Genomic DNA, 26,073 nt, shown 5'->3' with positions numbered 1-26,073 from the left:
GGCAATTCTATTCTGGCCCAAAAGCCAAAAGGGCTCTTGGTTGCTTAATGCGAAGGGTAAAACGCTGGGACACGCGGTACACGTACCGTGGTTCCATCGTAACCTGGACAGGTTTAACCGAGATATCGCTGGCCAATACCAGATCAACAGGATCACCAGCCGTGGACATTAAAACTCCGTATAGAGGTCGTATCGTGCTGGAACGCAACAACGGACCGTTGAGAATTGGCTTGATTCGATCGGCAGGCATCACAAGCGAATCAGTTGGCGTATGGGCCAATTCAAAGAGTTCGTTGCCTAAAACGAGGGCGAATGGTGCTAGGTATCCTCCTCCTTCTAGTGTTGATATCCCCCGCGTAATGTCCCTCACGAATGCATCTGGAGAATACGCAAGTGTGCCATTCCGATCACGTAAACTATCAATCGGCTGCTGTCCTGACCCTTGACGGGTTGCAGCGTCAATGAGTCCCCTCCATATCGCTCCGCCCGAAACTTGGAAAACATTGGGTAGGTTTGGGAATTGCCCATTATCAAAAGGGTTCACTGAGTTTTGACCTTGAAAAATCAGACCGTCCTCGATCCGTCCGATAATATTCGCGGCGCGCCGAAACATACTGAGAGCGCTGGAAAGGTCCGGTTGGGCCATTTGCGAGTTTCTGATCTGAACATTTACGGAGATGGTTGTGAGCGGTCGTGTTGTTCGGTCGTCAACTGCCAGGCGGTTAAGGGGGCCATTTGGTAGGGGCAGGGGATTAGCCTGGTTATCAAAAAAGTCCTGTGTTGGCACGGAATCAGTATCTGAACCCAAAGGGCCATTGCGTGGCAAAAATGATGCGGCCACGCGTACCCTGGTTGCTTCATCCCGAACTGTCTGCTGTACGAGGCTCCATTGGTCTTCCGTCCATTGACCAGGGAAATTTTCCTGTTCCATAGCTTCTTCACCTCTCATGAATAATGAATAAGGGCACAAATAAAATTAAGACGATGGTTCTAGTTGGCCTATTAAAGTTATTCCGGAAATCTGAACTCGTATCCATGGTCTGGTTTCGAAACTTGCCCTTCAAGTTCTAAATCAATCCGTACAGGTCATATTCATAAATTGGTTCTTTCATGATGACCCGACCGATTCCAATGCATTGTAATCGGTTGACCCACAGGTACTTAGGGTGAGAGGTAATCATCCAAGGGGTTGTCCTTGTGGGTGGTGTGGGTGGCCACTTCTTCTTCAAAAAATTTTCGTATCCCTTCTCACCCAATTCGAAGTAGCCTGGGTAGTGTATGAAGATCAATGCTCCATCGCTGGTCTCCAGCGTGGCACGGACATCCATGAGCCCGACGCCGTCCTGACGAATAGTCATCCAGTCACCGCCTTCCTGATTAATCTTTCCATTAAGTTTTGGTCCGGTAAATTCACCGCTGCTTATGTACCAATTGACCTTAATCCCTTCCGGAGTTTCTCCGATAATCTCAGGAGGGCTACCGCCAAGATGAATCGTAAAATGGGAAAGATATTCGATGCTAAACGGTAAACGACGTTCAGCCAGATTTGGTTGGGATGCTTCGTCGGGGGTAGAGGTTGAAGCGAAGGCACTTCGGACTTCAAATTGACGGGTCAGACCGGTCATCGCGCACGGGTTCGGAACCCGCCGTCCACTATTTTCGCCGATAACGGTATATTCGACCTTCGACCCAGGAGGGAGTCTTGGAAAAGCTGCTTTGAAGTACTGTCGTCCTGCACCATGTTCATTTCGTAACAAGGACGCACGGACGGTGCGCTCGAAACTTTCCTCGACACGATACAAGACACTGACCGTATTGCTTGGGTTTGCCGGAGAGACAGCTGCAATGACACTGAGGTTGTCGCCTGATTCCACAACCCCTTCGGGTGCCGGCGTGTCCTCTGTGCCATACCACAGTGTGAGCCCTTCGTGGTTGTAACGCATCATCATTCCCCTTCTCGGCTAAGGGTCTGTTGACTCGAAAGGCTCACAGTCCCTCTTGCGTAATCGGCCTACACTGTAATTGCCAGGTGTTATGACGATTCTCTCAACTCCTCAATCAATATGTGCGCTTCACGGAGATCCTCCGTGTCCAATCCCTCGGTAAACGAGTTATAGAGATTCTCGAGAATCTGGAGAGCCTTTTGCTGTTTTCCCTGCTTTTGCCACAGCCGGCCTAAACCAACTGCCGCTCGGATCTCCAGCATGCGGGCTTTTTGCTTACGTGTAAGATCCAATGCATCTTGGAAAGAATCTTGGGCATCGTTAAACAATTTAGCTGCGTTCTTTGGGTTCTCCTCAATTTCGGCACATTGTTTAAAAATCTCTGCCTTGAGACGGTAGAGCTCAGATTCCATGAAATGCTGATTTCGGTCGGGATGGGTAGCCTCGTGGATTCCTTCATCCAGCGCCGCGAGGGCCTCTTCGATTCGGCCCGCGTGCCACAGAACCTCTCCAAGCATCGTCATAACGTCAGGCAGGATAATCCGATTGCCGGTGAGTCGAAATTTTTCAAGCCCCCTTTCGATCTCGTTAAGCCCTTCCTCAAGGCGGCCCTTCATGGCTATCGCCCAACCGTGGTACATCAGGGCGATGATATCCCACAGTTGAAATACCTCCTTTTTGGCAAGCTCCAGTACTTTGTCTGAAGCATTCTCTACCCAATCGAAGTCCCGGGCCGGATGGTAGGCAAAGCAGCCGATACCGTAAGCAAAGGCAATGCTGGGCGGATGTTCGAGTTTCTCCGCGAGATCTATAGCTTCTTGGACATGTTTCAGACCTGATTCCGGCAGACCAAGCATCCACTTGCTGCTGCCACAGAACTCGTGCAAGGCCACTGTAGAAGACAACTGAAACAGGCTGATGATCGATCTCTCCTGCTCAAAGTTGAATAGGGCTATTCCCATCTCCGCATGTTTCCGTGACTCAGTAAATTCTCCGCGATAGTGGTGAGAGTATCCGATCGCATGATGCGCCCCTACTTTCAGGATGGGGAGGGCAGTTGCATATGCCATCTGGCACACCTCTTCCCCGGTTTTCAAGGAAACATTTAATTGCCCACGCATGAAGTAGTTGAAGCACAAGCCCCATGTCGCCGCATAGAGACTCTGGCCGTCTCCTAATTTTTGGCTTAGCGCTTGGGCACGTTTGGAGCATTGTTCGACCTCCACCGCGCCCCATCCTTTTGTAATCATGTAGGCCGGGCTGAGGCCAACCTGCATCATTAACTCCTTCTTGTCGCGCTCGGGGTCTTCGGGCAGTGTTTGGAGTAGTGTTAGCCCCTTTGTCAGGTGCGAAATGGCTTCCGGGTTTGCAGACCGTTTGAGCGCCCGTTGCCCCGCTTTCTGCCAGTACGGAATAGCCCGTTCCGGGTGTGCCGTTTGGGTGTAGTGATAGCCTATGAGCTCCGGTTCGGACTCGGCTGTGGAAGGAAACTGATTTTCCAGTACTTCAGCGATGTGATGATGAAACTCTCGCCGCGTACTCTTCAATAACGACTCGTACGCGGCTTCCTGAATCAATGCGTGCTTGAACGTGAATTTTGCCTGGGTGAGCAGACCCTGCCGATACAAAAGTTCGGCTTCCTCCAGTTGTGTCAGCGCATTCTGCAATGTGGTCTCCTCGAGCGGGGACACCGCGTGAAGGAGCTCATAACTGAATTCCCGACCCAGGGTCGCTCCCAACTGCGCGACCGGTTTTGCGGTCGAGAGTTTGTCCAAACGAGCCATTAGCGAGTCTTGAAGTGTGGCAGGGATCGCCATTAAAGGCAGTGATCCTACGAGCTCATATTCATTGTTCCGTTGGCGGAGCAGCCCTGATTCCAATAAGGATTTGGTGAGTTCTTCCACGAATAGCGGCACGCCGTCGGTCCGGCTGACGACCAGCTCGGTAATTTCCGGAGGCAACATTTTGCCGCCTGTCACTCCCTTGACCACTGTCCCAATATCTATTCCGCCCAATCGCTTCAGGGAAATTTTCCCTACGTTTGCTTGGTCTGACCATGGCGGCTCAAAACCAGGGCGAGAGGTGAGCATGACCAGAACGCTTGTTTTGGGTGCTTGGTCCACCACCATGGTCAGCCAATCGAGCGTCGTGGGGTCGACCCAGTGCAAGTCTTCGACGATGAATAGCACCGGGCGGCCGGGTGATGTCTCCAATAATAAATCCCGCAGAAGCTCGAGAGTCTTCTGTCTTTGAGTTTCAGGTGTGAACGTGAGTGGTACATATTTATTGTCCAGCGGCACCGCCAACAGACTGGCCAGAAGAGCTACGCCTTCCGCTTTGGAAGGGTAATGGTTGAGAGCATTGAGGACACCCTCCAGTTTGCGGAGTTTGTCCTCTGCCGAATCTTCCTGTCCGAGAGGGAGCCACTGTCCCAATAGATTGATAACCGGATAGAGGGCAGTGTGTTGGTAGAAGGGGGAGCAGCGGTACTCCTGAATGGTGGGATTGTCATGCTTGAGATGCTCTTTCACCTCCTCCACCAATCGCGTTTTGCCGATTCCCGGCTCTCCCTCCAATATGACAACCTGGCCAATGCCCTCCCTGACGCTCCCCCATTTTTTGCGAAGACATTCAACCTCGTTCTCACGTCCCACCAGAGGGGCCAGTCGTCTACCGGCAGCCTCGAAACGACTTTGCACGCCACTTTTCCCCAGCACGCGCCAGAGGTTTATGGGTTGGGAAATCCCTTTCATGGTATGTTCACCAAGGGCTTGGACGTTGAAGAAACCCTTGACCAATTTCAGCGTGGCCTCGCTAATCACAATGGTGTTGGGGTCAGTCAGGCTTTGGATTCGGGAAGCCACGTTGAGAGTTTCCCCCAGGGCCACCGTCTGCAGCCACCCGGATCTTCCCATCTCTCCCACCACGACGAGGCCGGTGTGGATCCCAATCCGCATGCTCAGCTCAACATCGCAAAGCTGCTGTAGGCGGTTGTTCAATTTCGGGAGCTCAGCCAAGATCTCGAGAGCGGCGAGGACTCCCCTTTGCGCATCATCCTCGTGGGCTACAGGATGCCCGAAGTACACCAGAATCCCATCACCCTGGAATTGCATGATTGTTCCATCGAATTGGTGGATGGCCTGGTCACAGGTCTCCTGGTATGCCCCAATGACATCGCGCAGGTCTTCTGGGTCAAGCCGTTCAGACAGAGCCGTTGAGCCCACCAGATCACAGAACATCACGGTGAGTTGGCGCCGTTCAGCCTGAGTAGAAGGCCGAACCTGGCGGGCGACCTGACCTTCTCGCGAAGTACTCGGCACGCTTCCCTGTTCTGTGATTGGGCTAGGCGTTGCGTCATCCCTCCCGGTCCACACCAGCACTTCCCCGCCCTCATCGACGGCGACGCGTTGAGCTTTGATGAGTTCGGCCTTCAAGTCCTCGAGAAACTCATCATCGAGACTGAATTGTCTCTTGAGGGCCCCATACGTTATGCGCTTGCGGCTCTCAAGCAATCGCATTGTCGCGTCCAGGATCTCTTCGAACGTCATATCTAGGCCTTCTGAACAAAATAAGGTTTCGCGGAAATACCCCGTGCACCCTCAGGCGCGAGGGTGTCTTCTGTGTCATACCTTAGTGTGAGCCCCTCGTGGTTGGGACGCATCACCCTCTCCTCTTCTCCCCGAAGGTCCGTTGACTCGACAGGCTCTCGCAGTCCATCTTAGTTTAATCGGCCTGAACTTTAATCCTCGAGTGACATGGCGATTCTCTCAACTCCTCGATTAATATGTGCGCTTCCCGGAGATCCTCCGTGTCAAATCCCTCGGTGAATGAGTTGTAGAGCTGCTCGAGGATCTGGAGGGCCTCCTGCGGTTTCCCCTGTCGTTGCCATAGTCGACCTAACCCCACTGCCGCGCGAATCTCCAGCATGCGAGCTCTCTGCTTACGTGTGAGATCCAACGCATCTTGGAAAGAGTCTTCGGCATCTTTAAACAATTGAGCGGCATTCTCCGGGTGATCCTCAACTTCGGCACATTGTTTGAAAATCTCTGCCTTGAGGCGATAGAGCTCAGGTTCCATGAAATGCTCGTTTCGGTCTGAGTGGGTGGCCTCGCGGATTCCTTCGTCCAGCGCCGCGAGCGCCTCTTCAATTCGGCCCGCCTGCCACAGAAGCTCTCCAAGCATTGTCATGACGTCAGGCAGCATAACCCGAGTGCCGGTGAGTCGAAACTTTTCCAAGCCCTTTTCGATCTCCTCAATCCCATCCTTGATACGGCCCTTCATTCCTATCGCCCAGCCGTGGTATGTCAGGGCGATCGTATCCCACAGTTGAAACACCTCCTTTTCGGCCAGCTCCAGCACTTTGGCTGATGCATGCTCCACCCACTCAAAGTCACGGGCGGAATGGTAGGCAAAGCATCCAGTGCCATAGGCGAAGGCGATACTAGGGGGATGTTGGAGCGTCTGAGCGAGGGCTACTGCCTGTCCGATATGCGCCAAGCCCTGTTCCGGATAGCCCAGCATCCATTTGCCGCCGCCTAAGAATGAGTGCAATGGCACCGTAGAAGACAACTGAAACAAATCGACAATGGCTCGCTCCTGATCAAGGTTAAACAGGGCTATACCCTTCTCCGCATGCTCCCGCGATTTTGTGAAATCTCCCCGATATTGGTAGGAGTAGCCGACCGCATGATGCGCCCCTACGTGCAAAACGGGGTTATCGGTTGCATACGCCATCCGGAAAACCTCTTCCGCCGTTTTCAAGGAATCATTTAACTGTCCACGCAAGAAATAGTTAAAGCACAAACCCCATGTCGACGCATAGAGACTCTGGCCGTCTCCTAACTTTTGGCTTAGAACTTGGGCCCGTTTGGAGCATTGTTCGACTTCCACCGCTCCCCATCCTTTCGTGATCATGTAGGCCGGGCTGAGGCCGAGTTGCATCGCTAACTCCTTCTGGTCGCGCTCGGGGCCTTCGGGTAGTGTTTGGAGGAGCGTCAGGCCCTGTGTCAGATGCGAAATGGCTTCCGGGTTGGCGGAACGTTTCAGGGCCCGTTGCCCCGCCTGCTGCCAGTACGGAATCGCCCGGTCAGGGCGCGCCGCCTTGGTATAGTGATGGGCTAAAAGCTCGGGTTCGGACTCGGCCGTGGATGGAAACCGATTTTCCAGGACCTCGGCGATGTGATGGTGGACTTCTCGTCTCGCGCTTTTCAATAACGACTCGTACGCGACTTCCTGGATCAAGGCGTGCTTGAACATGTATGTGGCCTGAGGGAGCAGACCCTGCCGATACACGAGTTCGGCTTCTTCCAGTCGTGTCAGCTCATGCTGCAACGTGGTCTCCCCGAGCGGGGACACTGCGTGAAGGAGCTCATAGCTGAACTCTCGGCCCAGGGTCGCGCCCAGCTGGGCCACCGGTTTCGCGGTCGCGAGTCTGTCTAACCGGGCCATTAACGAGTCTTGAAGGGTGGCCGGGATCGTCATTGAAGGCAGTGATCCTACGAGCTCATATTCATGTTCCCCCTGGCGGAGTAGTCCTGATTCCAGTAATGATTTGGTGAGTTCCTCCACGAACAGCGGCACGCCGTCGGTCCGGCTGACGACCTGCTCCGTAATCTCCCGAGGCAACGGCTTGCCGCCTGTCACTCCCTGGACCACGGCCCCGACCTGTATGCCGTTCAACCGATTCAGCGAGATTTTCTCCACGTTGGGTTGGTCGGCCCACGGCGGCTCAAAATCAGGGCGAAAGGTGAGGATGACCAGCACGCCTGCTGTGGCGGCGTGGTTGATCACCATGGTCAGCCAATCGAGCGTCGTGGGGTCGACCCAGTGCAAGTCTTCTACGAGGAAGAGCCCTGGTCGGCCAGGCGAGGTCTCCAAGAGCAAATCCCGCAGGACCTCGAGAGTCCTCTGCCTCTGAGTTTCGGGGGTCAAATTTAGGGGGAGATATCTCTTGTCCAGTGGCACCGAGAGAAGATTGGCCAGAAGCGCCACGGCTTCCGCTTTGGGATGGTCGTTTTTAGGGCCATTGAGGGCTCTCTCCAGTTTGCGAAGTTTGGCATCCGCGGCATCTTCCTGTTCGAGGTGGAGCCACTGTCCCAATAGATTGGTGACTGGATAGAGGGCGGTGTTTTGGTAGAAGGGGGAGCACCGGTACTCCTGACGCATGGGATTCTCGTGCCTGAGTCGGTCTTTCAACTCCTCCACCAATCGTGTTTTGCCGATTCCGGCCTCTCCCTTCACCAGGACGACCTGGCCAATGGCATCCTTAACTCGCTCCCACCCTTTGAGAAGCCCTTCAATCTCGTTCTCCCGCCCCACCAGAGGGGTCAGTCCGCTACCCGCGGCCTCGAAACGACTTTTCACGCCACTTTTCCCCAGCACGCGCCAGAGGTTTATGGGTTGGGAAATCCCTTTGATGGGATAGTCACCAAGGGCGTGGATGGTGAAGAAGCCCTTGACCAATTTCAGCGTCGCCTCGCTAATCACAATGGTGTTGGGGGCCGCCAGGTTTTGGATGCGGGACGCCACGTTGGGCGTTTCCCCAAGGGCCATCGTCTGCAGCCACCCGGCTTTTCCCATTTCTCCCACCACAACGAGGCCGGTGTGGATTCCAACCCGCAAGCTCAGCTCAACATCGCAAACCTGCCAGAGGCGGTTGTTTAAATTCGGGAGCTCATTCAAGATTCCGAGAGCGGCGAGGATTCCCCGTTGTGCATCATCCTCGTGCGCTATGGGATGCCCGAAGTACACCAGAATCCCATCGCCCTGGAATTGCATGATTGTTCCTTCAAAGCCTTGAATGACGTGGTCACAGGTTTCCTGGTAGGCTTCTATGACTTCGCGCAGGTCTTCGGGGTCAAGCCGTTCAGACAGAGCCGTTGAACCCACCAGATCACAGAACATCACTGTGAGTTGGCGCCTTTCAGCCTGAGCAGAGGGTCGAACCTGGTGGGTGACCTGACCTTCTCGCGAAGGATTAGGTATGTTTCCCCGTTCTGTGATTGGGCTGGGCGTTGTGTCATCCCTCCCGGTCCACACCAGCACTTCCCCGCCTTCATCAACGGCGACGCGTCGAGCTTTGATGAGTTCGGCCTTCAAGTCCTCGAGAAACTCATCATCGAGACTGAATTGTCTTTTGAGGGCCCCATACGTTATGCGCTTTCGACTCTCAAGCAAACGCATTGTCGCATCCAGGATCTCTTCGAACGTCATTTCTAGGCCCTCTGAACAGATTCTGAAGAAGATCGCCCGCGGCATTCTTGGCCGCTGGCTTTCCTTATGCACTGACACATACTTTCCGGAGCCTTCGTTTCACCCGGCTCTAGCGATTTGAAATACCGCTGTCGCTACCGTCAAGTTCCATTTTTCCTTTTCGCCACGCACTGGTTCATGCACGTGGGTTGAGAATCCTGGTTCACCGCAATCCTGTCCAGAGCCTGAATCTTCCCTAGGAACAAACAGAAAGGCGGATCACGGCTTGGAGCCGGGTGATGTCTTCCGTCTGTAGCAATCCGCCATAGCTCCCTGGGGGAGTGCCGGTGGGGACTTGAATCTGAATGCGCCCGTCTACGGATTCTCCAGGAGGGATTCGTACCGGATTCGGAAGTACGGCTATGTATGTCTCAGGAATTCTGTGCCCGGACATGCCAACAAGATTCGTCGTATACAGGGTATGCTCGGCTGTTTCTGTGGGGTCGTCATTGATCAGGGTGAAATCTATGTGACCGGTTTGCCCTGGACTGAGTGGTAAGGAAATCTTGAGCAGAACTATTGGTTGGAAATTATCTTCAGGCTGGAGCCCCTCAAGCTTGGAGAATCGGGATGCCATGTGGGCCAAGGACTCTGGCCGATGTTTTGGCACATCGAGCAAAGCGTCGACCAACGTCTCTGGCTGTTGGCGTAATGGCTCCACCGTGGTTTCGAGATTCTGCAAGACAGGGAGGGAATCTATTGGTAGGACTTCCGTTCCCAGACTTGTACGGGATTCGAGTTCGTCTTGGAGGACGGAGTGGGCTTTTCGAATTAAATCCGATTGAGGTTTTGCGGAATTGCCCCGTGCAGTCACGGGCTCGCGGGGTTGATTGGAAACTGACCCTGCTGGAATGATGGCACTATCTACCCTTGTATGCCTAGAGCCTGAAGTCGTTGATGGTCTGTCCTGGGGATGTACCATAACGATTAATGAAGACGTTATGAATAAAGCTAATCAATACTGTTATGTGCTGAAACATCCAATCTACTCATGGGCATGGCTCTGGTTACATCGAATACAAAAACTATTGCAGTGAGAATAGTCGTTTTCCTCTATCAATTCTTCAGTGAGGTCATACATTCCAAAATACGGAAATTATCGTTTTCAAGATGATTGAATGAACAAACAACTCATCCGGGTTTTTTAGGCTAGCTAAAGGACGCAAATATATCAATAGCGATGAATCTGGAAGGGGAAACCTGGAATTGTTCGAAACCTAATCCAATAGGTTCAAGGATACGGGTTCTTGGCGGCGCTGATGAACCAGGAGGCCCATGCATGACATGCTGGGACACGTTTCGGGATTATTTGACTCTTCGAGGAGGTGTTTGTTGATGGTGTCTCATCTTTAGACTCAGGAGCCATGAGAAGGAATGCGTTGAAATCATGAGGAAGATTGGGCCATCCTGACGATGGTCCCGGTGATGGTCACCAGTTTGATCGAGCAAGCATGTATCCATGGAGAGGCTAAGTGGGTAGTGGTTGCCAGGCACAAGGGTGTTGTCTTTATTAAAATTTTTTTGCATGATGGCTCCGTTTGAAAACTTAAAATGGGCTGATGTCGGAATTATTGTGCTTTTTCCAAGAAGAGCTAATGCCTGCTCAGTCCAAGGGAAGACTGACTCCCCAGGAAATTTCCTGTCATGGTGATGTACAAACAAGCGATTAAAAATGTCCCACTCTTTTCCGAATTAGCGGATCAGGAACTCAATCTGCTGGCCGATTCTGGGAGTCGCCGAAAGTTCCCTGACAAAAATATGATATTTCAAGAAGGCGATTCAGGCGAAATGTTGTTCATTATTTTGTCAGGCAAAGTTAAGGTGCTGTTAACCGGGAAAAACGGGCAGGAATTTATCCTCTCGCACTTAGGTCCAGGGAACTTTTTCGGTGAGATGGCCATTCTTGAATCGGCTCCACGATCTGCATCGGTGATAACAGCGGAGCCGAGTGAATTTTTTTTATTGGGACAAAAGGAATTGAAGAAACTGTTAACAAACCATCCAGACATTTCCATGAAAATTCTCAGGAATCTTTCTCAACGATTGCGAAAAGTCAGCGAACAAGTTCGCAGTCTCGTGATGTTTGATATGTATGGGCGTGTGGGTCGCTGTCTTCTTGATTTAGCAGAGTTTCAGGATGGAATTCAGACTCATGGGCAACTCGTGATATCCAATCGCCCATCCTTCCAGGAATTAGCCAACATGGTAGGATGCTCCAGGGAAACCTTGAGTCGGACCCTTAAGGCTCTCAAGGAAAACGGAAGTCTGACGGTTACCCGAAACACGATCTATATCAATAGATTATGGGAATAAAGCCCAACAAATTTGGTTGGGTGCTATTGATGATTTAAAAAAAATAGGGCGTTGAAGAAGTGTGAGGAGAATCACACCAAGAATGTGATGAATGTCACAGACAGGAGGCCTGGAATGGGATAAATTAAAAAATAGAAAACATCCTCGGATTGTCTTTCCATCGAAGAGGTGGGTACCCCCTAGGATTCCACGACTTGAAATTGGTCGCTCATCCCTGCCTTTTTTTTTGAATATGGCGCACTAGGAAGGCACGCGAATGGATCATTGCTCTCATGCAAGGGATTTTTTGTGAACATCCGGGTATTGGGGGCCCATGGATCTGATCTGCTCGTGAATGGACCGACCAGTCCGCATATTTGTCGGAGCGTGGGGTTTTTGGTTAATGAAGAATTGATGGTTGATGCTGGAACATTAGCATCAGGACTCACGTTAGATGAGCAAAAACGGATCACACATATCCTCCTTTCCCACTTGCATTTAGATCACGTAAAGGGCATTCCCCCACTTGTCGATAATATGTCGGGGCGGGTGGATCATCAAATCGTGGTAGCAAGTTTACCCTCGGTTTTAGTTGGACTTCAGAAGCATGTCTTTAACGATTTGGTATTTCCGAATTTCTTCCATCTTCCAAAATCTCAATATGCCATGCTACGTGGCGAGGAATTGGAGCCCAAACGCGAATGGCGCTTGCCTGGAAGGGTGAGAGTAACCCCCATTCCCGTTAACCATACCGTCGAAACCGCAGGGTTTATTATTCAGGATGACGAGGTGGCCTGGATTTATAGTGGAGATACCTATGTGACGGAAACCCTCTGGCAAGAGGCGGCCCGAATACCAAATTTAAAAGGAGTCTTTATTGAAGTATCCTTTCCCGATTCAATGAAAGATATGGCTTCTCGAAGTAAACATCTCACGCCAACTCTTTTAGCCCACGAATACCGAAAAATCGGGAAACCTGATCTGCCCTTATACGTCTACCATATGAAGCCTACCGTACGAGATCAAATCATTGATGAAATACGCCATCTGGATATCCCTCACGTCACGATATTGACAGAAGGCCAGGAAGTGAATTTCTAGGAGCCTGTCGGAGTTAGATGAATCCGCTGCAAAAGTGCCTAGACGGCCCATATATCGCCGCCTCCCTGGCCCTTAGTCTCACCCCACTATGAGCCGGCAAAATCGTCAACATCTGCCTCGCTTTGCCACATTTTCCCTATCGGCTCCCAAAGTCCGACAGACTCCTGGCAATACCCTTTTGCTTTTAGCTCTTCTCTTCTTCCCGTTCCTTTCCCGCCTCTCAGACAATCGATTGACGTTGGTTGGTCCTTCCTAAGTCAAACCGACCACGCCTCCAACAATCCCAATGCCTGTGTTGGATCATTGGGATTGTTCGTTTTCTCTCTCAGAAAAAGAATCGTAACCCAACGGTCCTGATCTGAATATTTTGAGAGGGGCTATGGAAAATTCGGACCAAAAGACAATACCTAGACAGAAATGATTGACCTTGGGCCAACAGCCTTCAACCAAGACATGTATCTAAATAGATAAATTATGTATCCAAATGGATACCCTTCCGTGGTGCCTGATCTGGCGTAACAATAGTTGAAATGTTTGGAAACGGAAATATTCGTTTACAGCCAATTGGTTATCTTCAAGAAAATCCGTAAGGGCACCCACCATAAGGATGGTATTGAAGTTGCCTCAATAATGACAATTAACGTGATCAAAATCACAAAAATATGAACCCCAATTATTTCCCTGTCACGGTCTCTCAAACCATGAGAAGGGATTCTAGGGGGTCGGGACATACGTGGACTCGAGCAGCTGCGGCTCGTGTTTCTAAACACGCAATCGTCTCTTTCTAATGAACCCGCCTCTGGGTTTGGCTCCTTACTTTCGTCAAGAAAATCGTGACGAAAGGAGTCGGATTCTGAGGTGGTAGAAGGTGTGGAACACGAATATTCCCTCTTCCTCACTAGCCTCAGAAACAGGGTTCATCAAGTCGTTGAGCCATAGGAACGATTCGATCACCCGTCGTGCAGAAATGTGAGTGAAGGAACCTGGCCCATGCAACAAGAAACCGTCATCTTTAACCGACAGATCATCCGTCTCTTTAAAGGTATTCTTAAAGCATGGGAACAATGGGTGGATGAAGTAGAATATGTCAAAAACCACAAAGGGCGCGGTGTTGAGACCAAAGATTTGGCGGCACGAAATGTCAGAAAAAAAGAAGGAGATCCAAATGGCAGGACCATGAACCCGTAACGTACTCTAACCTTCGTACGCTTTCTCCCCTCGCGTCATTCGACGCCTCGTGTTGTCAAAGCCTCCGAATTCAAGCCCCGGGATCATTGCTAGAAAATCTGCAGAAGAGGAGTGAAATACTGTATGGATATTCTCAAAATTTCCCGGTTCCCGCTCGCCAAAACATCGAAAGACGAGCACACAGAACGCACTTTCTCCATACACTAAACATGGGTGAAATATGACCATGAACGCGGTCCCTGTCTATGCCCCCTGGCTACTGTGCATCAGCTTCGTGGCTGTCGGGCTCACCACGCCGGTCACATGGGGTCCGGAATGCAATCCGATTGTGGCGACTGTCGTGTCCGTTCAGGGCAAAGTGGAGGTGCGCCGCGTGAATGTTGAGCAGTGGCAGCCGGTGAGCCTCGACGATTTCTTCTGTGCCGGGGATCGCATTCGGGTAGGTGATAGGAGCCGGGCGGATATCGCCCTCGCCAATCGAGCGGTACTACGGTTGGATCAAAACACCACCATCACTCTGGGAGGACTTCAAAAAGGAAAGACAGTTCCGGTCTTCCTCATCGAAAGTGCCACCGATGTTTTTACCCGTGGAATTCGCGCGTTAGGGAAGGCTTGACTCTAATCGAAAACACTCAAATGGCAATCACCATCCTTGATGGGAAGGGTGTGGTCGCCAAGGATAAGAGAACGTTTTCTCTAACCGGACGGGAAACGGTCGTTTCAGCAAAAGGAAAAGCGCTGGTGTAACCATATGTCGTCCAATCCGGTGAGTGATGCTGAAGAAGGGAGCCAAGAGGAATAGCCGGTACCCCAATGTTCTTTGTTCATGGCTGTATGCTTTGGAGATGCGTAATCTTGAAAATTTCGTTGCGGTGATCAAAGTGCTTTTCCATTCATCCGTCGTTAAAGGAAAAAGAAGGCCAAAGGGGTGAGAGGCAATGGTTTTCAACTTGAAAACAAACCAGCATTGACCGGCTGTATGAAAGATTATGAATCATGTAGGTAGTCTGTATGGGATGGGATGGCTCACGCAACCTCATGGGAGAAACATCTGTGGAATTAGAATGCAAATCCTCCTCGTTTCAGATGTCGGTTCCGGACCGGCGTAAAAAACCTCGCCGGATAGAAGACCGACGATTGATACAGCGCAATCGGGAGTTGGAAGCGGCCAGCCGCATGACGGAAGTACTTTTCCAGAATCTTCACACCGATGAGCTGGTTGAACAAACACTCACCACTGCTCTGGAGGTTGTTGGAGCGGAGAGCGGATCCATTCTTCTCGCCAGCCAGGATTCTGAGGAACTCGTGTTCCGGCATTCCATTGGAGCCAGCCCGGTGGAAGCAGGAACCGCGATTCCTTGGGACAAGGGGATTGCCGGGGCCGTGTTTCATTCGGGACAGCCGATCGTGATTCCGGATGTCAAACGGGATCAACGTCATTATGAAGCCATCGATGTGTTAACCGAACACGTCACACGGGATATGATCGCTCTGCCCTTAAAGCGATGGGAAGGAAAGCCTATCGGTGTGTTGGAAGTCCTGAATAAACGCGAATCGCTTCTTGATGAAGAAGACCTGGCTATCCTGACAATTGTATCCGCCCTTGCCGCGAACTCGATTGAGCAATCCCGTCTGTATCGGGAAGCGAAGCTCGCCGGCATCGTGCGAATGTTGGGTGATGTCAGTCATGACATTAAGAATATGTTGATGCCGGTGTTATCGGGGGCCCAATTACTGGAGGAAGAATTGGACGAACGTTTTTCTCATTGGATCGACGTCAAGATGAAAGGGGCTGAGACGAGTTATGCCAACTGTCAGGAACTCACCAGGATGATTGTGAACAATGCCAGGCGGATACAACGGCGCGTGCGGGAAATTGCCGATGCAGTCAAAGGTGTCACGAGTCCACCCCATTTTGCCCCCTGCCAGATTTCCACTGTAGTGAGGGCCGTGTTCGCAACCCTAAAAACCTATGCGGCGGAGCACGCGGTCCTTCTTGAAACCGACAATCTGGACACACTCCCTGTCATTGAAGCTGATGAACACCGTCTCTTTACCGCTTTTTACAATCTCATCAGCAATGCCATTCCGGAGATTCCCGGAGGAGGCCTGATCTCGGTTTCTGGAGAGGAGGTTAATCCGGGAGAGGGGATTCTCGTCACTGTTTCGGACAATGGCCGTGGCATGTGCCCCGAAGTGCGGGATCGCCTTTTTCACTCCGAGGCTATCACCACCAAGCAGGAAGGGACGGGGCTGGGGACCAAAATTGTCAAAGATGTGGTGGATGCCCATGGAGGACGTATTGGTGTAGAAAGTGAGCTGGGTGTGGGCACCACGTTTTATCTGCATCTTCCTGTTCACCCTCCTCCACCGAGATTGTGAAAATTGTCCCGACGGCTGGTCTTCTATTTTGAGGAGGGTTGCTCGGTGTGGGCTTCTCAGGGGACGACGAGGATGAAGCTGATGAGATAGGTCGTTCGGAAATCCCCACATGGAGCAGTGGGTACTGACGGTTCTGGTGGTTTCTTCAGGAATGAAATTCCCGGAATCAGATGAGAGGCATTCGTGGCCAAACTCATAAAGGCCGGTTTGTTTGGTCTGCTCATTGGTATCGTTGGAGTTGTCCTCAGTGTTGTCCCGCTTTCTCGCAGTCTTGAAGAAGATGTGGGATTGGGCCTCTTGTTTCAATTGCGAGGCATCAGGCCGCCACCGACTGACGTCGCGGTCATTCGTCTTGATCATGACTCTTCAGCGCACTTCAACGTCCCGGACAATCCCGATGAATGGCCTCGCACTCTTTATGCACGGTTAACGGAGCGGCTGGTGCAAGCCGGAGCCAGAGTCATAATCTTTGACGTGAATTTTCTGGAAGCCCGATCGCCGGAGGAGGATGGATATTTTGTACAAGCTATTCAACGAGCAGGGAATGTCGTGTTGGCGGATACCGTGATTGCCGGGGACGTTCCCATGAGTATGATGGGCGAGGCCCGGCCTGACGCCGATAGCATCGTGAAAATCTCCAAGCCATTTGCAGCCTTTAAAGAAGCGGCCGCCGGAACCGGACCGTTTGTGCTTTCAAGAATCCCGGCTAAGGTATACCAGGATTGGACGGTTCACCAAGGAGCTGGCGAAACGCCAATCTTTCCCATTCTGGCACTCCAATTGTTTTTTTCACCCCTCTACCAACAGTTTATTGAACTCCTTGAGCAGGTCCGCCCTAACTTAACCGGCCACCTTCCCAAGGATTTTGAGTCGGCACGAACACGCAAAGGGCTGGTGGAGTTGGTGCGGAATATCAGAGAACTCTTTCAGAGCGATCCGCGTTTGACGGAAGATATGCTCAAGGCTCTCAGATATGCGGGATCCGGACCAACCATTGCGAAGAACTCCAAGCTGCTCAAGGCGCTGATCAAGGTTTACGGAGGCGAGCACAGCCGTTATCTCAATTTTTATGGACCTTCACAGACCATTTTCACCATTCCGTATTATCAGGTTATGGATTCCCGGCCCGACGCTACGAGGGGTGCCCGAGGGAATCTCAAAGACAAAGTCGTCTTTGTGGGGCATTCCGACATTTTGCCGGAGGGAAAAAAGGAAAGTTTTTACACGGGGTTGTTCCAGGGGAATGGGGTCTTTATTGGCGGGGTGGAAATAGCCGCCACCGCTCTTGCCAACATGCTGGAGGACTCTTCCGTCACACCCATGAACCTGCGTGCCAAAGTGTTGATTCTCCTGTCTTGGGGCCTGCTTGTGGGGGTAGTTTGCCGGATGGTTTCAACGGTCATGGCAGCCGGCACAGTCCTGGTCTTAAGTCTCATGTATCTCGGGGGGGCCGCCTATGCATTTCAGAACGCCTTTATGTGGTCTCCCCTCGTGATTCCGTTGTTCGTGCAGGGTCCATTGGCCCTCGGGAGTGCGGTCTTGTGGAATTATTATAAGACCGAAAAGGAGCGGAAGAACATGCGCAAGGTTTTTGGGGACTACCTGCCCAATGATGTGGTGGATGCGCTGTCCCGGAATCTCGGCAATCTCAAGGGTGGCCCTCATGTCGTCTATGGAACCTGTCTGTTTACCGATGCCGCGGATTACACGACCCTATCGGAAAAACTGAACCCTCAAGAACTGCGTGTGTTGCTCGGGAAATACTTTAACGCGCTCTTTACGCCTGTCCGCCACCACGGTGGGCTCATCGTCGATCTGAGAGGACATTCGTTTCTTGCGATCTGGAAAGCGACCCTGGATCAGCCGGGGCTGAGAAAGCAAGCGTGTTTCGCAGCCTTGGATATTGCAAAATCGGTTGATCGGTATAACCGAGAGGTAGGGCCATACAGTCTTCACACAAGGATCGGGTTGCATTGCGGGCAAGTCACCATCGGTACGGAGAGGGCGGTCGATCATGCTGAGTACCGTCCGGCCGGAGAGGTTGTGAATATGGCTTTCCGGGTGGAAGGGTTGAATAAGTATATGGGAACGACCATCATCGCGACGGGCGATGTCGTCCATGGACTCGAAGCACCCTTTCTCTTGAGAGAGCTTGGACAATTTAAGCTAAAAGGCCATGAGCCGCCGTTTGTCCTCCACGAACTCATCAGTCGCCTGGAGGAGGCTGACCCAAACCAAATGATCACGAGTCGGATCTTCGCCAAAGGTCTCGGGGCATTTAGAATGCAGGATTGGAATGTCGCACGAGAATGGTTTTCTCAGTATCTTGACCATGTCGAGGGAGATGGACCTTCGGAGTTTTATCTTCAACTCTGTAAACAGTACCGCAAAAATCCACCTTCTGAACCATGGGATAAAGTGGTGACACTAGAGAACTATAGCCCTGGCCTATCCTGGGATGCGCTTCGTGTCAACGATGATGACCTTTCCAGATCGAATCGTTTCCCTGGGGCCGGAAATCCCCTTGAAAATCAGGGCATCTGATGTCTTTATTTTTGGGTATGCTGAATTGTAAGAAGTATTTCAAAACTCTCCTATTTAGGCTTTTCGCAAAATCGGTAAAATTGACGTCATCCGGGATCCTATCCAGACGCAAACTGATCCAGCACCAATCTGTTTCAAGGGGCAACGATAAGAGCCTGCATTCCTTACTCGTATTCATTCGGACTCCGCGAGTGCAGGACCCAGTCCGGGAAGGTTCGACTGAAGCCAGGTACACACCGCGTCCTCTTATGTGATTCCTTTAAGGCCCAATAAGCTTTTTTATTCAAATTTTGTTACCCTTTTCGAATAACCCTCAAAATGTGATTCGGTTAATGGTGAAAATTGGGTCAACCTTGACATCATTTCGGAGCCAGACATGAATCCCTCGAACCAATTGGATCGCAAAGAGCGGGAACTTGAAGCCGCCCGGAGAATAAGCCAGGCGCTTTTTCAGCATCTCAGCGTGGAAGATGTGGTGGAACAGGGATTAAAGATAGCTTTGGAGGTTGTGAACTGCCGAGCCGGTTCCGTGTTGTTGGCCAATCCGGAAACGGAGGAATTGGTGTTCTACCATTCAATTGGTGACCAGCCACTCAAGCCCGGAACGGCATTTCCCTGGACGCAAGGCATTGCGGGTTCGGTTTTTGCCACGGGAGACCCTGTGGTGATTAAGGATGTGAAGGAGGATCAGCGTCACTTCGAGAAAATCGATCACCTGAGCGGATTCCACACCAGGGACCTGATTGCCATTCCTCTGAACCGATGGGAAGGCCATCCGATTGGAGTCCTGGAGGTGATGAACAAGCGGGAGGACAGGTTAAATCAGGACGACGTGGCCATCTTAATGATCATCGGGGCTTTCACGGCACTGGCCATCGAGCAGGCGCGATTATTTCAGGAAGCCAAATTAGCGGAAGTGGCCCGAATCCTGGGAGACATTGGGCATGACGTAAAAAATATGCTGATGCCGGTCATGTGTGGGACGTCACTCCTAAGGGATGAGATAAATGACGTCTTCGCCGATCTTCCGGCGTTTGATCCTGACAAAGGCCGGGCGAGCTATGAATTATGCCTGGAAGTCATTGGGATGGTGGGCAATAACGCTAAGCGGATTCAAGAGCGCGTGAAAGAAATTGCCGATTGCGTAAAGGGTTTGACGAGCCCTCCACGCTTTGCCCCGTGTAAGCTTCACCATGTGGTGGCTTCGGTGTTTGATACCTTGAAGCTGACCGCTCAAGAAAAAGGGATTTCTCTGGCTCATGAAGGAATTTTGGACTTGCCGGTGATGCAAGCCGATGAATCCCGGCTGTTTAATGCCTTCTATAACCTTGTTAATAACGCCATCTCCGAAGTTCCCAAGGGCGGGTCTATCACGATAACGGGACAAATGGAGGCTATGGGAAAGACGGTTCACGTGTCCGTGATTGATACCGGGCGTGGCATGCCCGCCGAAATTCGAGATACGTTATTCACGGCCAGGGCGATAAGCCGGAAGCAGGGTGGGACGGGGTTGGGAACAAAAATTGTCAAGGATGTCATCGAGGCGCATTCCGGAGTCATTGCGGTTGAGAGTGAAGTGGATAGAGGCACCGTTTTTCACATTCATTTGCCCATGGAAGTGCCGACCACGTTTTCTTCGGATCAGGTGTCTTCTTAAACCTTTTGGAAAACGGGTACGAGGCGTGAACCATGTTCTTCCTGTTCATGGCACCATCTTCAGCATGGACTGGCTCGTGGTGACCAACAAAATATAGCAGATATCTCCCCGTTTTCCGGTTCATTCATATCGTGCCTGAGCTGTGAAGGAGATCTCTGTGGGCCATTCCCCTCTTCGTTCTCCCGCCTTTCAAATCTGGATCATGACCCTCCTGGTTTTTCTGGGTGTGATGGGTCTTCGGTGGGAAGGCTTTCTGGAAAGCGCGGAACTGGATGCCTACGATTGGTCAATGCGTCTTCGTCCGACCGACACACGGCCGATCCCCCCGATTACGCTGGTGTCGATGGCGGACCAGGATATTCGAACATTAGGGCGTTGGCCGGTAACGGATGAAGTCCTTGCGCGAGCCTTGGACGTCATGACGGCACATCACCCTCGAGCGATCGGAGTGGATATCTATCGGGACTTGGACGTGCCGCCCGGTCGACAGGAATTGGACCGGGTACTTGGGGCGCATCCGGAAATCCTGATGGTCATGAAATTCGGAAAAATTGAGAAGGGGGGTATTCCCGGTCCGGCCATGTTGCAAGGCACGGATCGTGTGGGGTTTAACGATGTGGTCGTCGATTCCGACGGGATCGTTCGCCGTGGTCTCTTATTCCTGGATGATGGGACCAATTTCTATCGGTCATTTTCTTTGCTGCTGGCCCTCCAATATTTACAGCAGGAGAAGATCGTACCCAAGCCGGCCGTTGAGAATTCTAATTGGTTGCAACTTGGAAAAACGGTTATTCGCCCTTTCGAAGCGCACGATGGGGGGTATGTGGAAGCCGATGCCCAGGGGTATCAATATCTGTTGGATCTTGAACGGGGGAAGAACGTCTTTCCGACCATTTCCTTTGGAGCCATACTGGAAGGAACGTTCAATCCGGAACTGCTTCAGGACCACATTGTGCTTGTGGGGGTTATTGCCCAAGGCGTCAAAGATTATTTTTATACCTCACAATGCGGAACACTCGCCGTGTGTCCCCCAATTCCCGGACTTGAATTGCATGGATATATGGTGCACCAACTGCTCCGCTTAGCGAAGGGAGAGGGCCAGGCCCCCATTGCGACATTTCCGGATAATCTGGAAACAGCCTGGATCGGGCTATGGGTGCTGGGGGGCGGATTCATCGGCGTGTGGGTTCGAGGTGCCTGGCGTTTCTCTCTGGCTGTGCTCATGGGGATGCTGCTGCTAAGCGGAGTGGTGGTGAACGGGATGATGTATGGGACGTGGATCCCGTTTATCCCGCCGGTCATTGGATTGGTGGTCAATGCCATGGTGGTGACAGCCTGGCTTTCGAACCGGGAAAAGCAGGACCGGGCGCTCCTGATGTCGCTTTTTTCCCGGCATGTCTCTTCAGAAGTGGCCCAGGCTGTTTGGGAGAAGCGGGAACAATTTTTGGAAAAGGGCCGGTTACGCCCACAAAAACTGGTGGTGACGACGTTGTTTACGGATCTGGAAGGGTTCACGACGGTGGCAGAAAACATGGAACCCGACACGGTACTTGACTGGCTCAATACCTACATGGAGCGCATGGTGAAAATCATCACCAACCATGGTGGGATGGTTGATGATTATCATGGAGACATGATTAAAGCGGATTTCGGGGTATTCCGGCTGGGACAAACGGAAGCCGACAAGCGGGAGGATGTCAACAATGCAGTCAGTTGTGCCGTGGCTCTGGAACAGGAAATGCGACACCTCAATACTCAATGGCAGCAGCAGGGGTTGCCGGAGGTGCGGATGCGGATAGGCATTCAAACGGGGCCGGTGGTCGTCGGAAGTCTGGGCAGTGAACAACGGTTGAAATTTACGACCATTGGAGATTCCGTGAATGTTGCCTCTCGGTTGGAAAGTTTCCAAAAAGACTCGTTGGAGACCTGGCCTAAAGATGAAGTCTGCCGGATCCTGATTGGAGAGACGACCAAGCAATACCTCGGGGACCATCCATGGAGACTCAAAGAGGTCGGCGTGATCACGCTAAGGGGGAAAGCCAACCGCATTTCCATTTACCGGCTGTTCACGAAGACGGGAAGTCCGGAACCATGTTCGGTGACCTCCATCGAACAAGCCAGAGGCTAGGGCATGGGCCCGGGATTTTGGATGGCCAGAGGATAGCCTCCTCAGGTGAACACAGAAAGGGCGCGCGGAGCGGGTAGTTGCCTTCTCCATTCACACCTGGTCATAATGTGTACAGTTGACGCTCCCTGCTGTCCAGCGGTGTGGGGTCAACGGAATTTTCAGGAACACCGCCATGGCGAGTCGATCCGGAAAAGAAGCAATCCCTCACAAGAGAATAGACCTTCCTGAAACATTTCTGCTTCAGATCAACCAGGAGCAGGAATTACAAACCTTATTACAACTCATTGAAAAAGAATCACGCCAGGTCCTGCAGGCGGAGGGGATCAGTGTGTTTCTTCTGGATCGGAAGGAATGTGAGCTGTGGTTTCCCCTCCCTGTGGGCGGGCGGGTATTGCGCCTGGATGCGCGCTTAGGAATTGCGGGCGCCTGTGTGGCGACGGGAGAGTTGATCAATGTCAAAGATGTGCAATCGGACTCAAGATTTTTTTCCGGCATCGACGCCCAAATGAAGCGGCAAACGCAGACCCTGTTGGCGCTGCCGGTTCGGGACAGAACCGGAGACATCATCGGCGTCTTTGAAGCCGTGAATAAAAAGGGCAAGGACTTTACCGCCCAGGATGAAATGGCGGCTCAGACGTTGGTTGATAGCATCGCTATCCCTCTTCAGAAATTCCATGTGATGGAACAATTGCGGCGGGAACGCGAACGGTTGCAACAGGAAAACGCGCATTTGTGGAAAGAGGTCGAAGGACAGTACTCCACGAAAAAGCTTATGGGAAACAGTCTGCCCATGCAGCGACTGATCAGAATCATCGATCAGGTCCGGGATAGTTCAGTGGATGTGCTTATTACCGGAGAAAACGGAACCGGAAAGGAATTGGTGGCCAAAGCCATTCATTACAATAGCCCGCGAGCCCGTCAACCGTTTGTCGCGATCAATTGTGCCGCCCTCCCCGAGACGTTAATCGAAAGTGAATTGTTCGGCATCAGCAAAGGCACGGCGACGGACGTAGAGGCCAGAATCGGCAAATTTGAACAGGCGAATAAGGGCACGCTGTTTTTGGATGAAATTGGAGATCTGGGCGTAAGCGCCCAGGCCAAAGTCTTACGGGTGCTGCAGGAGCGAGCCGTTGAGCCGGTGGGGAAGCGAGAGTCCGTTCCCCTCGATATCAGAATCATTGCGGCCACCAATAAAAATTTAGAAGCCGCTATTAAAGCCGGCACGTTTCGAGACGATCTCTACTACCGTCTCAAAGTTGTCCATGTGCATACGCCGGCTTTACGGGAGATCCCGGCGGATATCCCCCTGCTCGTCAATTATTTTCTGGACCTCTATAGCTCGCAGATGGATCGACCCAGGAAAAAACTGTCTGCCAAGGCTATGGAGCGATTCATGGAATATTCCTGGCCGGGAAATATCCGGCAGTTAGAAAATGAAATCAAACGATTAATGGTCATGGTTCGTGGCACGACGATACAGGAGGACGCGCTCGAAGAAGGTATCCGATGCCCTGTCCAAACGACCGGAGGCACCATAGATATGAAAGGCCGGAGTCTCCATCAAGCCGTCGATGAATTGGAGCAACGCATGATCAAAGAGACCTTGTTGGCCTGCCGGTTCAATCAGGTCCAAACGGCCAAACGGTTAGGCTTAAGCCGGCAGGGACTCATCAAAAAAATCAAACGTCATAACATTCAGGTCAACCACTTGCGTGATGAAGTCTACGAATCCCCCTGATCATCGAATTGCACTTCGACGGGGTCTCTAAGATCCCACCCAGCCCCACAAAGGGAACTCCTCTCTCTTTCACTAAAAGCACATAAAAAACGATAGCCCATTTCTTTGTCTAAAAGGTTAGTCCCCATTCAAGGGGTAAGGGGCTTAAGTTTTAGTTCCGTTTCCTTGGAAATGAGGCCAAGAGAAAATCCGGGAGGGATGTTCCTTGTCGGATTTTGCGCAATTGGAACACTCAAAAACATTCTCTCTCACTGAATCAAACGCATTATGGGAGTGTTGAATAATAATAATTTCTAAAGGCATATTCACCTACAGGCACGGTGCCTATTAGAGGCCTCGGGGCGGTTCAAAAAAGTTCGTCCAGCAAGGCCGCAGTCATTTTTGCGCGCAGAGCGTACTTCCAGTACGTGAGCACGGAAAAATGGCGAGAACGCCGCTGGCGGCTTTTTTCAACCGCCCCATTATGTATCCAATCAGATACAACTCGTATCTGATTGGATACGCATCCTCCGCTGAACAAGAACAGGACCCGATCTCTTATCCTTTCGACCTTCGAGAAAACGCTTATGAAAATATGGAACTTAGTCGAGGTGAGGTGAGAGTGCTGGAAGCTGTCGCTGAATACGGCATTGCAATTGCCTTTATTGCAATAATTATTTGGTTACATAACATTTCCGCACAGCATGTAGGAGAAAAAAAGAAAGGCACAATCTCAAAATGGAATGGTTGGAAGAGGGAAAGCATTGGTTCTCTGACAACTGCAATACTATGAACTGATCTTTTTTATTTTGTTATAACGGTATTGCTAGTCCCGGCCTTGGCTTTATCAAAACATTATCCCTTTTCCTTATCTTCATTCCATGTATTAATTGCAGGTCAGTTTTTTGGGTTATCCATGTTCCGAGGGAAATGGTATGTAGGGTTGCGAATTTAGGGGCATGGTTTATGAAAAATAAAAAACAGCAGAAAAATTATGAATTCACAAGACCTGAGAGGTTAAAGGGAGAGTCTATGAAATTCATAAAGGTATATGGGTCCAATTTACTCCTTATGGGCGCGATAGTTTTAATGGTAATTGGTTGTGTCAGAGTAAAGGTTGAGACTTCTGGGCAAGGACCAGGTATTTCGGGATTACCTCCAAAGAAAATTCCACCTGTAGAATCCTGCCAAGTTCCGTCGTTTGCGCAACAATCCGAAGTAATTCATTTCCTCAAAGTTACAAAACATTCCGATGTAGATTTAACTCCAAAAGAATCAGATGAAATTCTTGAGGAAGCAACGAAAGCCGCTCGTGAGGGTCAGGGAAGTGACTTTCCTTGTCGGATTACATTAAAGCGGGAAGCCTCGGTGCAAGAAACTATAGGGGGAACCATAGAAGATAAAATTGCTGATTTTAAAATGGATCCAATAGCATTATCGCAATCGAATTCGAACGATTGTTTTGTCTTTGGGGAGATCTGCAGCGAGTTTGATTTTCAAATTTTGAATGCACTAGATCCTCAAGGGGTCAAAGTCGTAGAGGAAATCACTTGGTGCGAGAAAACTGGTACAGCCCTTATCCTAGGCTGTTCCAACCTTAAGGGCCATTCAGTGGCCGTTGCAAAGTACTGCAAGGACTGTCCAGAGTTGGAAGGGGTCTTGTGGCTCCACGAATTTGGACATAATAAAAATCTTGGACACCGCGGTTTCGATGACTTGGAAAAAGGGGTGATGTACCCATCAATTCATTCAGAAAATACAAGCCTCAATGAATGTGAATGTCAGAACTTGAGAAGAAAATGAGTTCTACCTCTGAAATACAGCCAATTTTATTTTCTTATCTAATGGCGCAATATTTTTGTTGGACTCC

At 51.2% G+C, this 26,073-nt stretch carries 16 protein-coding genes; 11 read left to right on the top strand and 5 right to left on the bottom strand.

What is annotated here, in order from left to right; all coding sequences use genetic code 11:
* Window positions 1–7: 7 nt before the first annotated feature.
* The 5 genes from PQG83_RS13425 to PQG83_RS13405 all read right to left on the bottom strand — a co-directional run bounded on the left by PQG83_RS13425 (window position 8) and on the right by PQG83_RS13405 (window position 10,008).
* A complete protein-coding gene (locus tag PQG83_RS13425; protein WP_312741945.1) occupies window positions 8–931 on the bottom strand; it encodes an encapsulin in 924 nt (307 codons plus the stop codon).
* Window positions 932–1,067: 136 nt separating this feature from the next.
* Entirely contained in the window at window positions 1,068–1,949 is an 882-nt protein-coding gene (locus PQG83_RS13420) for a DUF3237 domain-containing protein (RefSeq protein WP_312741942.1), read from the bottom strand.
* Window positions 1,950–2,032: 83 nt separating this feature from the next.
* Window positions 2,033–5,491, bottom strand: coding sequence for an adenylate/guanylate cyclase domain-containing protein (locus PQG83_RS13415; RefSeq protein WP_312741939.1), 3,459 nt, complete (start codon window positions 5,489–5,491; stop codon window positions 2,033–2,035).
* Between the two features lie 175 nt (window positions 5,492–5,666).
* Complete coding sequence (locus tag PQG83_RS13410; protein WP_312741936.1) at window positions 5,667–9,155, bottom strand: adenylate/guanylate cyclase domain-containing protein; 3,489 nt, start codon at window positions 9,153–9,155, stop codon at window positions 5,667–5,669.
* Between the two features lie 235 nt (window positions 9,156–9,390).
* Complete coding sequence (locus PQG83_RS13405; protein ID WP_312741934.1) at window positions 9,391–10,008, bottom strand: hypothetical protein; 618 nt, start codon at window positions 10,006–10,008, stop codon at window positions 9,391–9,393.
* A gap of 830 nt (window positions 10,009–10,838) precedes the next feature.
* On the opposite strand from PQG83_RS13405, the gene PQG83_RS13400 reads away from it, so the two are divergent.
* The 11 genes from PQG83_RS13400 (at window position 10,839) to PQG83_RS13350 (ending at window position 26,006) form a co-directional block, all read left to right on the top strand.
* The gene (locus tag PQG83_RS13400; RefSeq protein ID WP_312741933.1) at window positions 10,839–11,507 is read left to right on the top strand and encodes a Crp/Fnr family transcriptional regulator; all 669 of its coding nucleotides are present in this window, start codon (window positions 10,839–10,841) and stop codon (window positions 11,505–11,507) included.
* A gap of 288 nt (window positions 11,508–11,795) precedes the next feature.
* A complete protein-coding gene (locus tag PQG83_RS13395) occupies window positions 11,796–12,587 on the top strand; it encodes an MBL fold metallo-hydrolase (protein WP_312741931.1) in 792 nt (263 codons plus the stop codon).
* A gap of 990 nt (window positions 12,588–13,577) precedes the next feature.
* Window positions 13,578–13,775 carry a hypothetical protein gene (locus PQG83_RS13390; protein ID WP_312741929.1) on the top strand — a complete coding sequence of 66 codons (198 nt, stop codon included), beginning with the start codon at window positions 13,578–13,580 and terminating at the stop codon, window positions 13,773–13,775.
* 226 nt (window positions 13,776–14,001) lie between these two features.
* Window positions 14,002–14,391: a FecR family protein gene (locus PQG83_RS13385; protein WP_312741926.1), complete on the top strand. Its 390-nt coding sequence runs from the start codon at window positions 14,002–14,004 to the stop codon at window positions 14,389–14,391.
* Window positions 14,392–14,828: 437 nt separating this feature from the next.
* On the top strand, window positions 14,829–16,157 hold the full coding sequence (locus PQG83_RS13380; RefSeq protein WP_312741923.1) for an ATP-binding protein: 1,329 nt from the start codon (window positions 14,829–14,831) through the stop codon (window positions 16,155–16,157).
* A 183-nt stretch (window positions 16,158–16,340) separates the two neighbouring features.
* The gene (locus tag PQG83_RS13375) at window positions 16,341–18,701 is read left to right on the top strand and encodes a CHASE2 domain-containing protein (RefSeq protein WP_312741920.1); all 2,361 of its coding nucleotides are present in this window, start codon (window positions 16,341–16,343) and stop codon (window positions 18,699–18,701) included.
* 376 nt (window positions 18,702–19,077) lie between these two features.
* Window positions 19,078–20,358, top strand: coding sequence for a GAF domain-containing sensor histidine kinase (locus tag PQG83_RS13370; protein WP_312741917.1), 1,281 nt, complete (start codon window positions 19,078–19,080; stop codon window positions 20,356–20,358).
* Window positions 20,359–20,515: 157 nt separating this feature from the next.
* On the top strand, window positions 20,516–22,486 hold the full coding sequence (locus PQG83_RS13365; RefSeq protein ID WP_312741914.1) for a CHASE2 domain-containing protein: 1,971 nt from the start codon (window positions 20,516–20,518) through the stop codon (window positions 22,484–22,486).
* 172 nt (window positions 22,487–22,658) lie between these two features.
* A complete protein-coding gene (locus PQG83_RS13360; protein ID WP_312741911.1) occupies window positions 22,659–24,224 on the top strand; it encodes a sigma-54-dependent Fis family transcriptional regulator in 1,566 nt (521 codons plus the stop codon).
* A gap of 421 nt (window positions 24,225–24,645) precedes the next feature.
* Window positions 24,646–24,996, top strand: coding sequence for a hypothetical protein (locus tag PQG83_RS13355; RefSeq protein ID WP_312741909.1), 351 nt, complete (start codon window positions 24,646–24,648; stop codon window positions 24,994–24,996).
* 173 nt (window positions 24,997–25,169) lie between these two features.
* On the top strand, window positions 25,170–26,006 hold the full coding sequence (locus PQG83_RS13350; RefSeq protein WP_312741906.1) for a hypothetical protein: 837 nt from the start codon (window positions 25,170–25,172) through the stop codon (window positions 26,004–26,006).
* Window positions 26,007–26,073: the final 67 nt, after the last annotated feature.

Origin of the sequence: Candidatus Nitrospira neomarina, from assembly GCF_032051675.1 — a bacterium.
Taxonomy (GTDB): Bacteria; Nitrospirota; Nitrospiria; order Nitrospirales; family UBA8639; genus Nitrospira_E; species Nitrospira_E neomarina.
The sequence above is the reverse complement of the archived record's forward strand: the minus strand, read 5'-3'. Positions and strand labels throughout refer to the sequence as shown.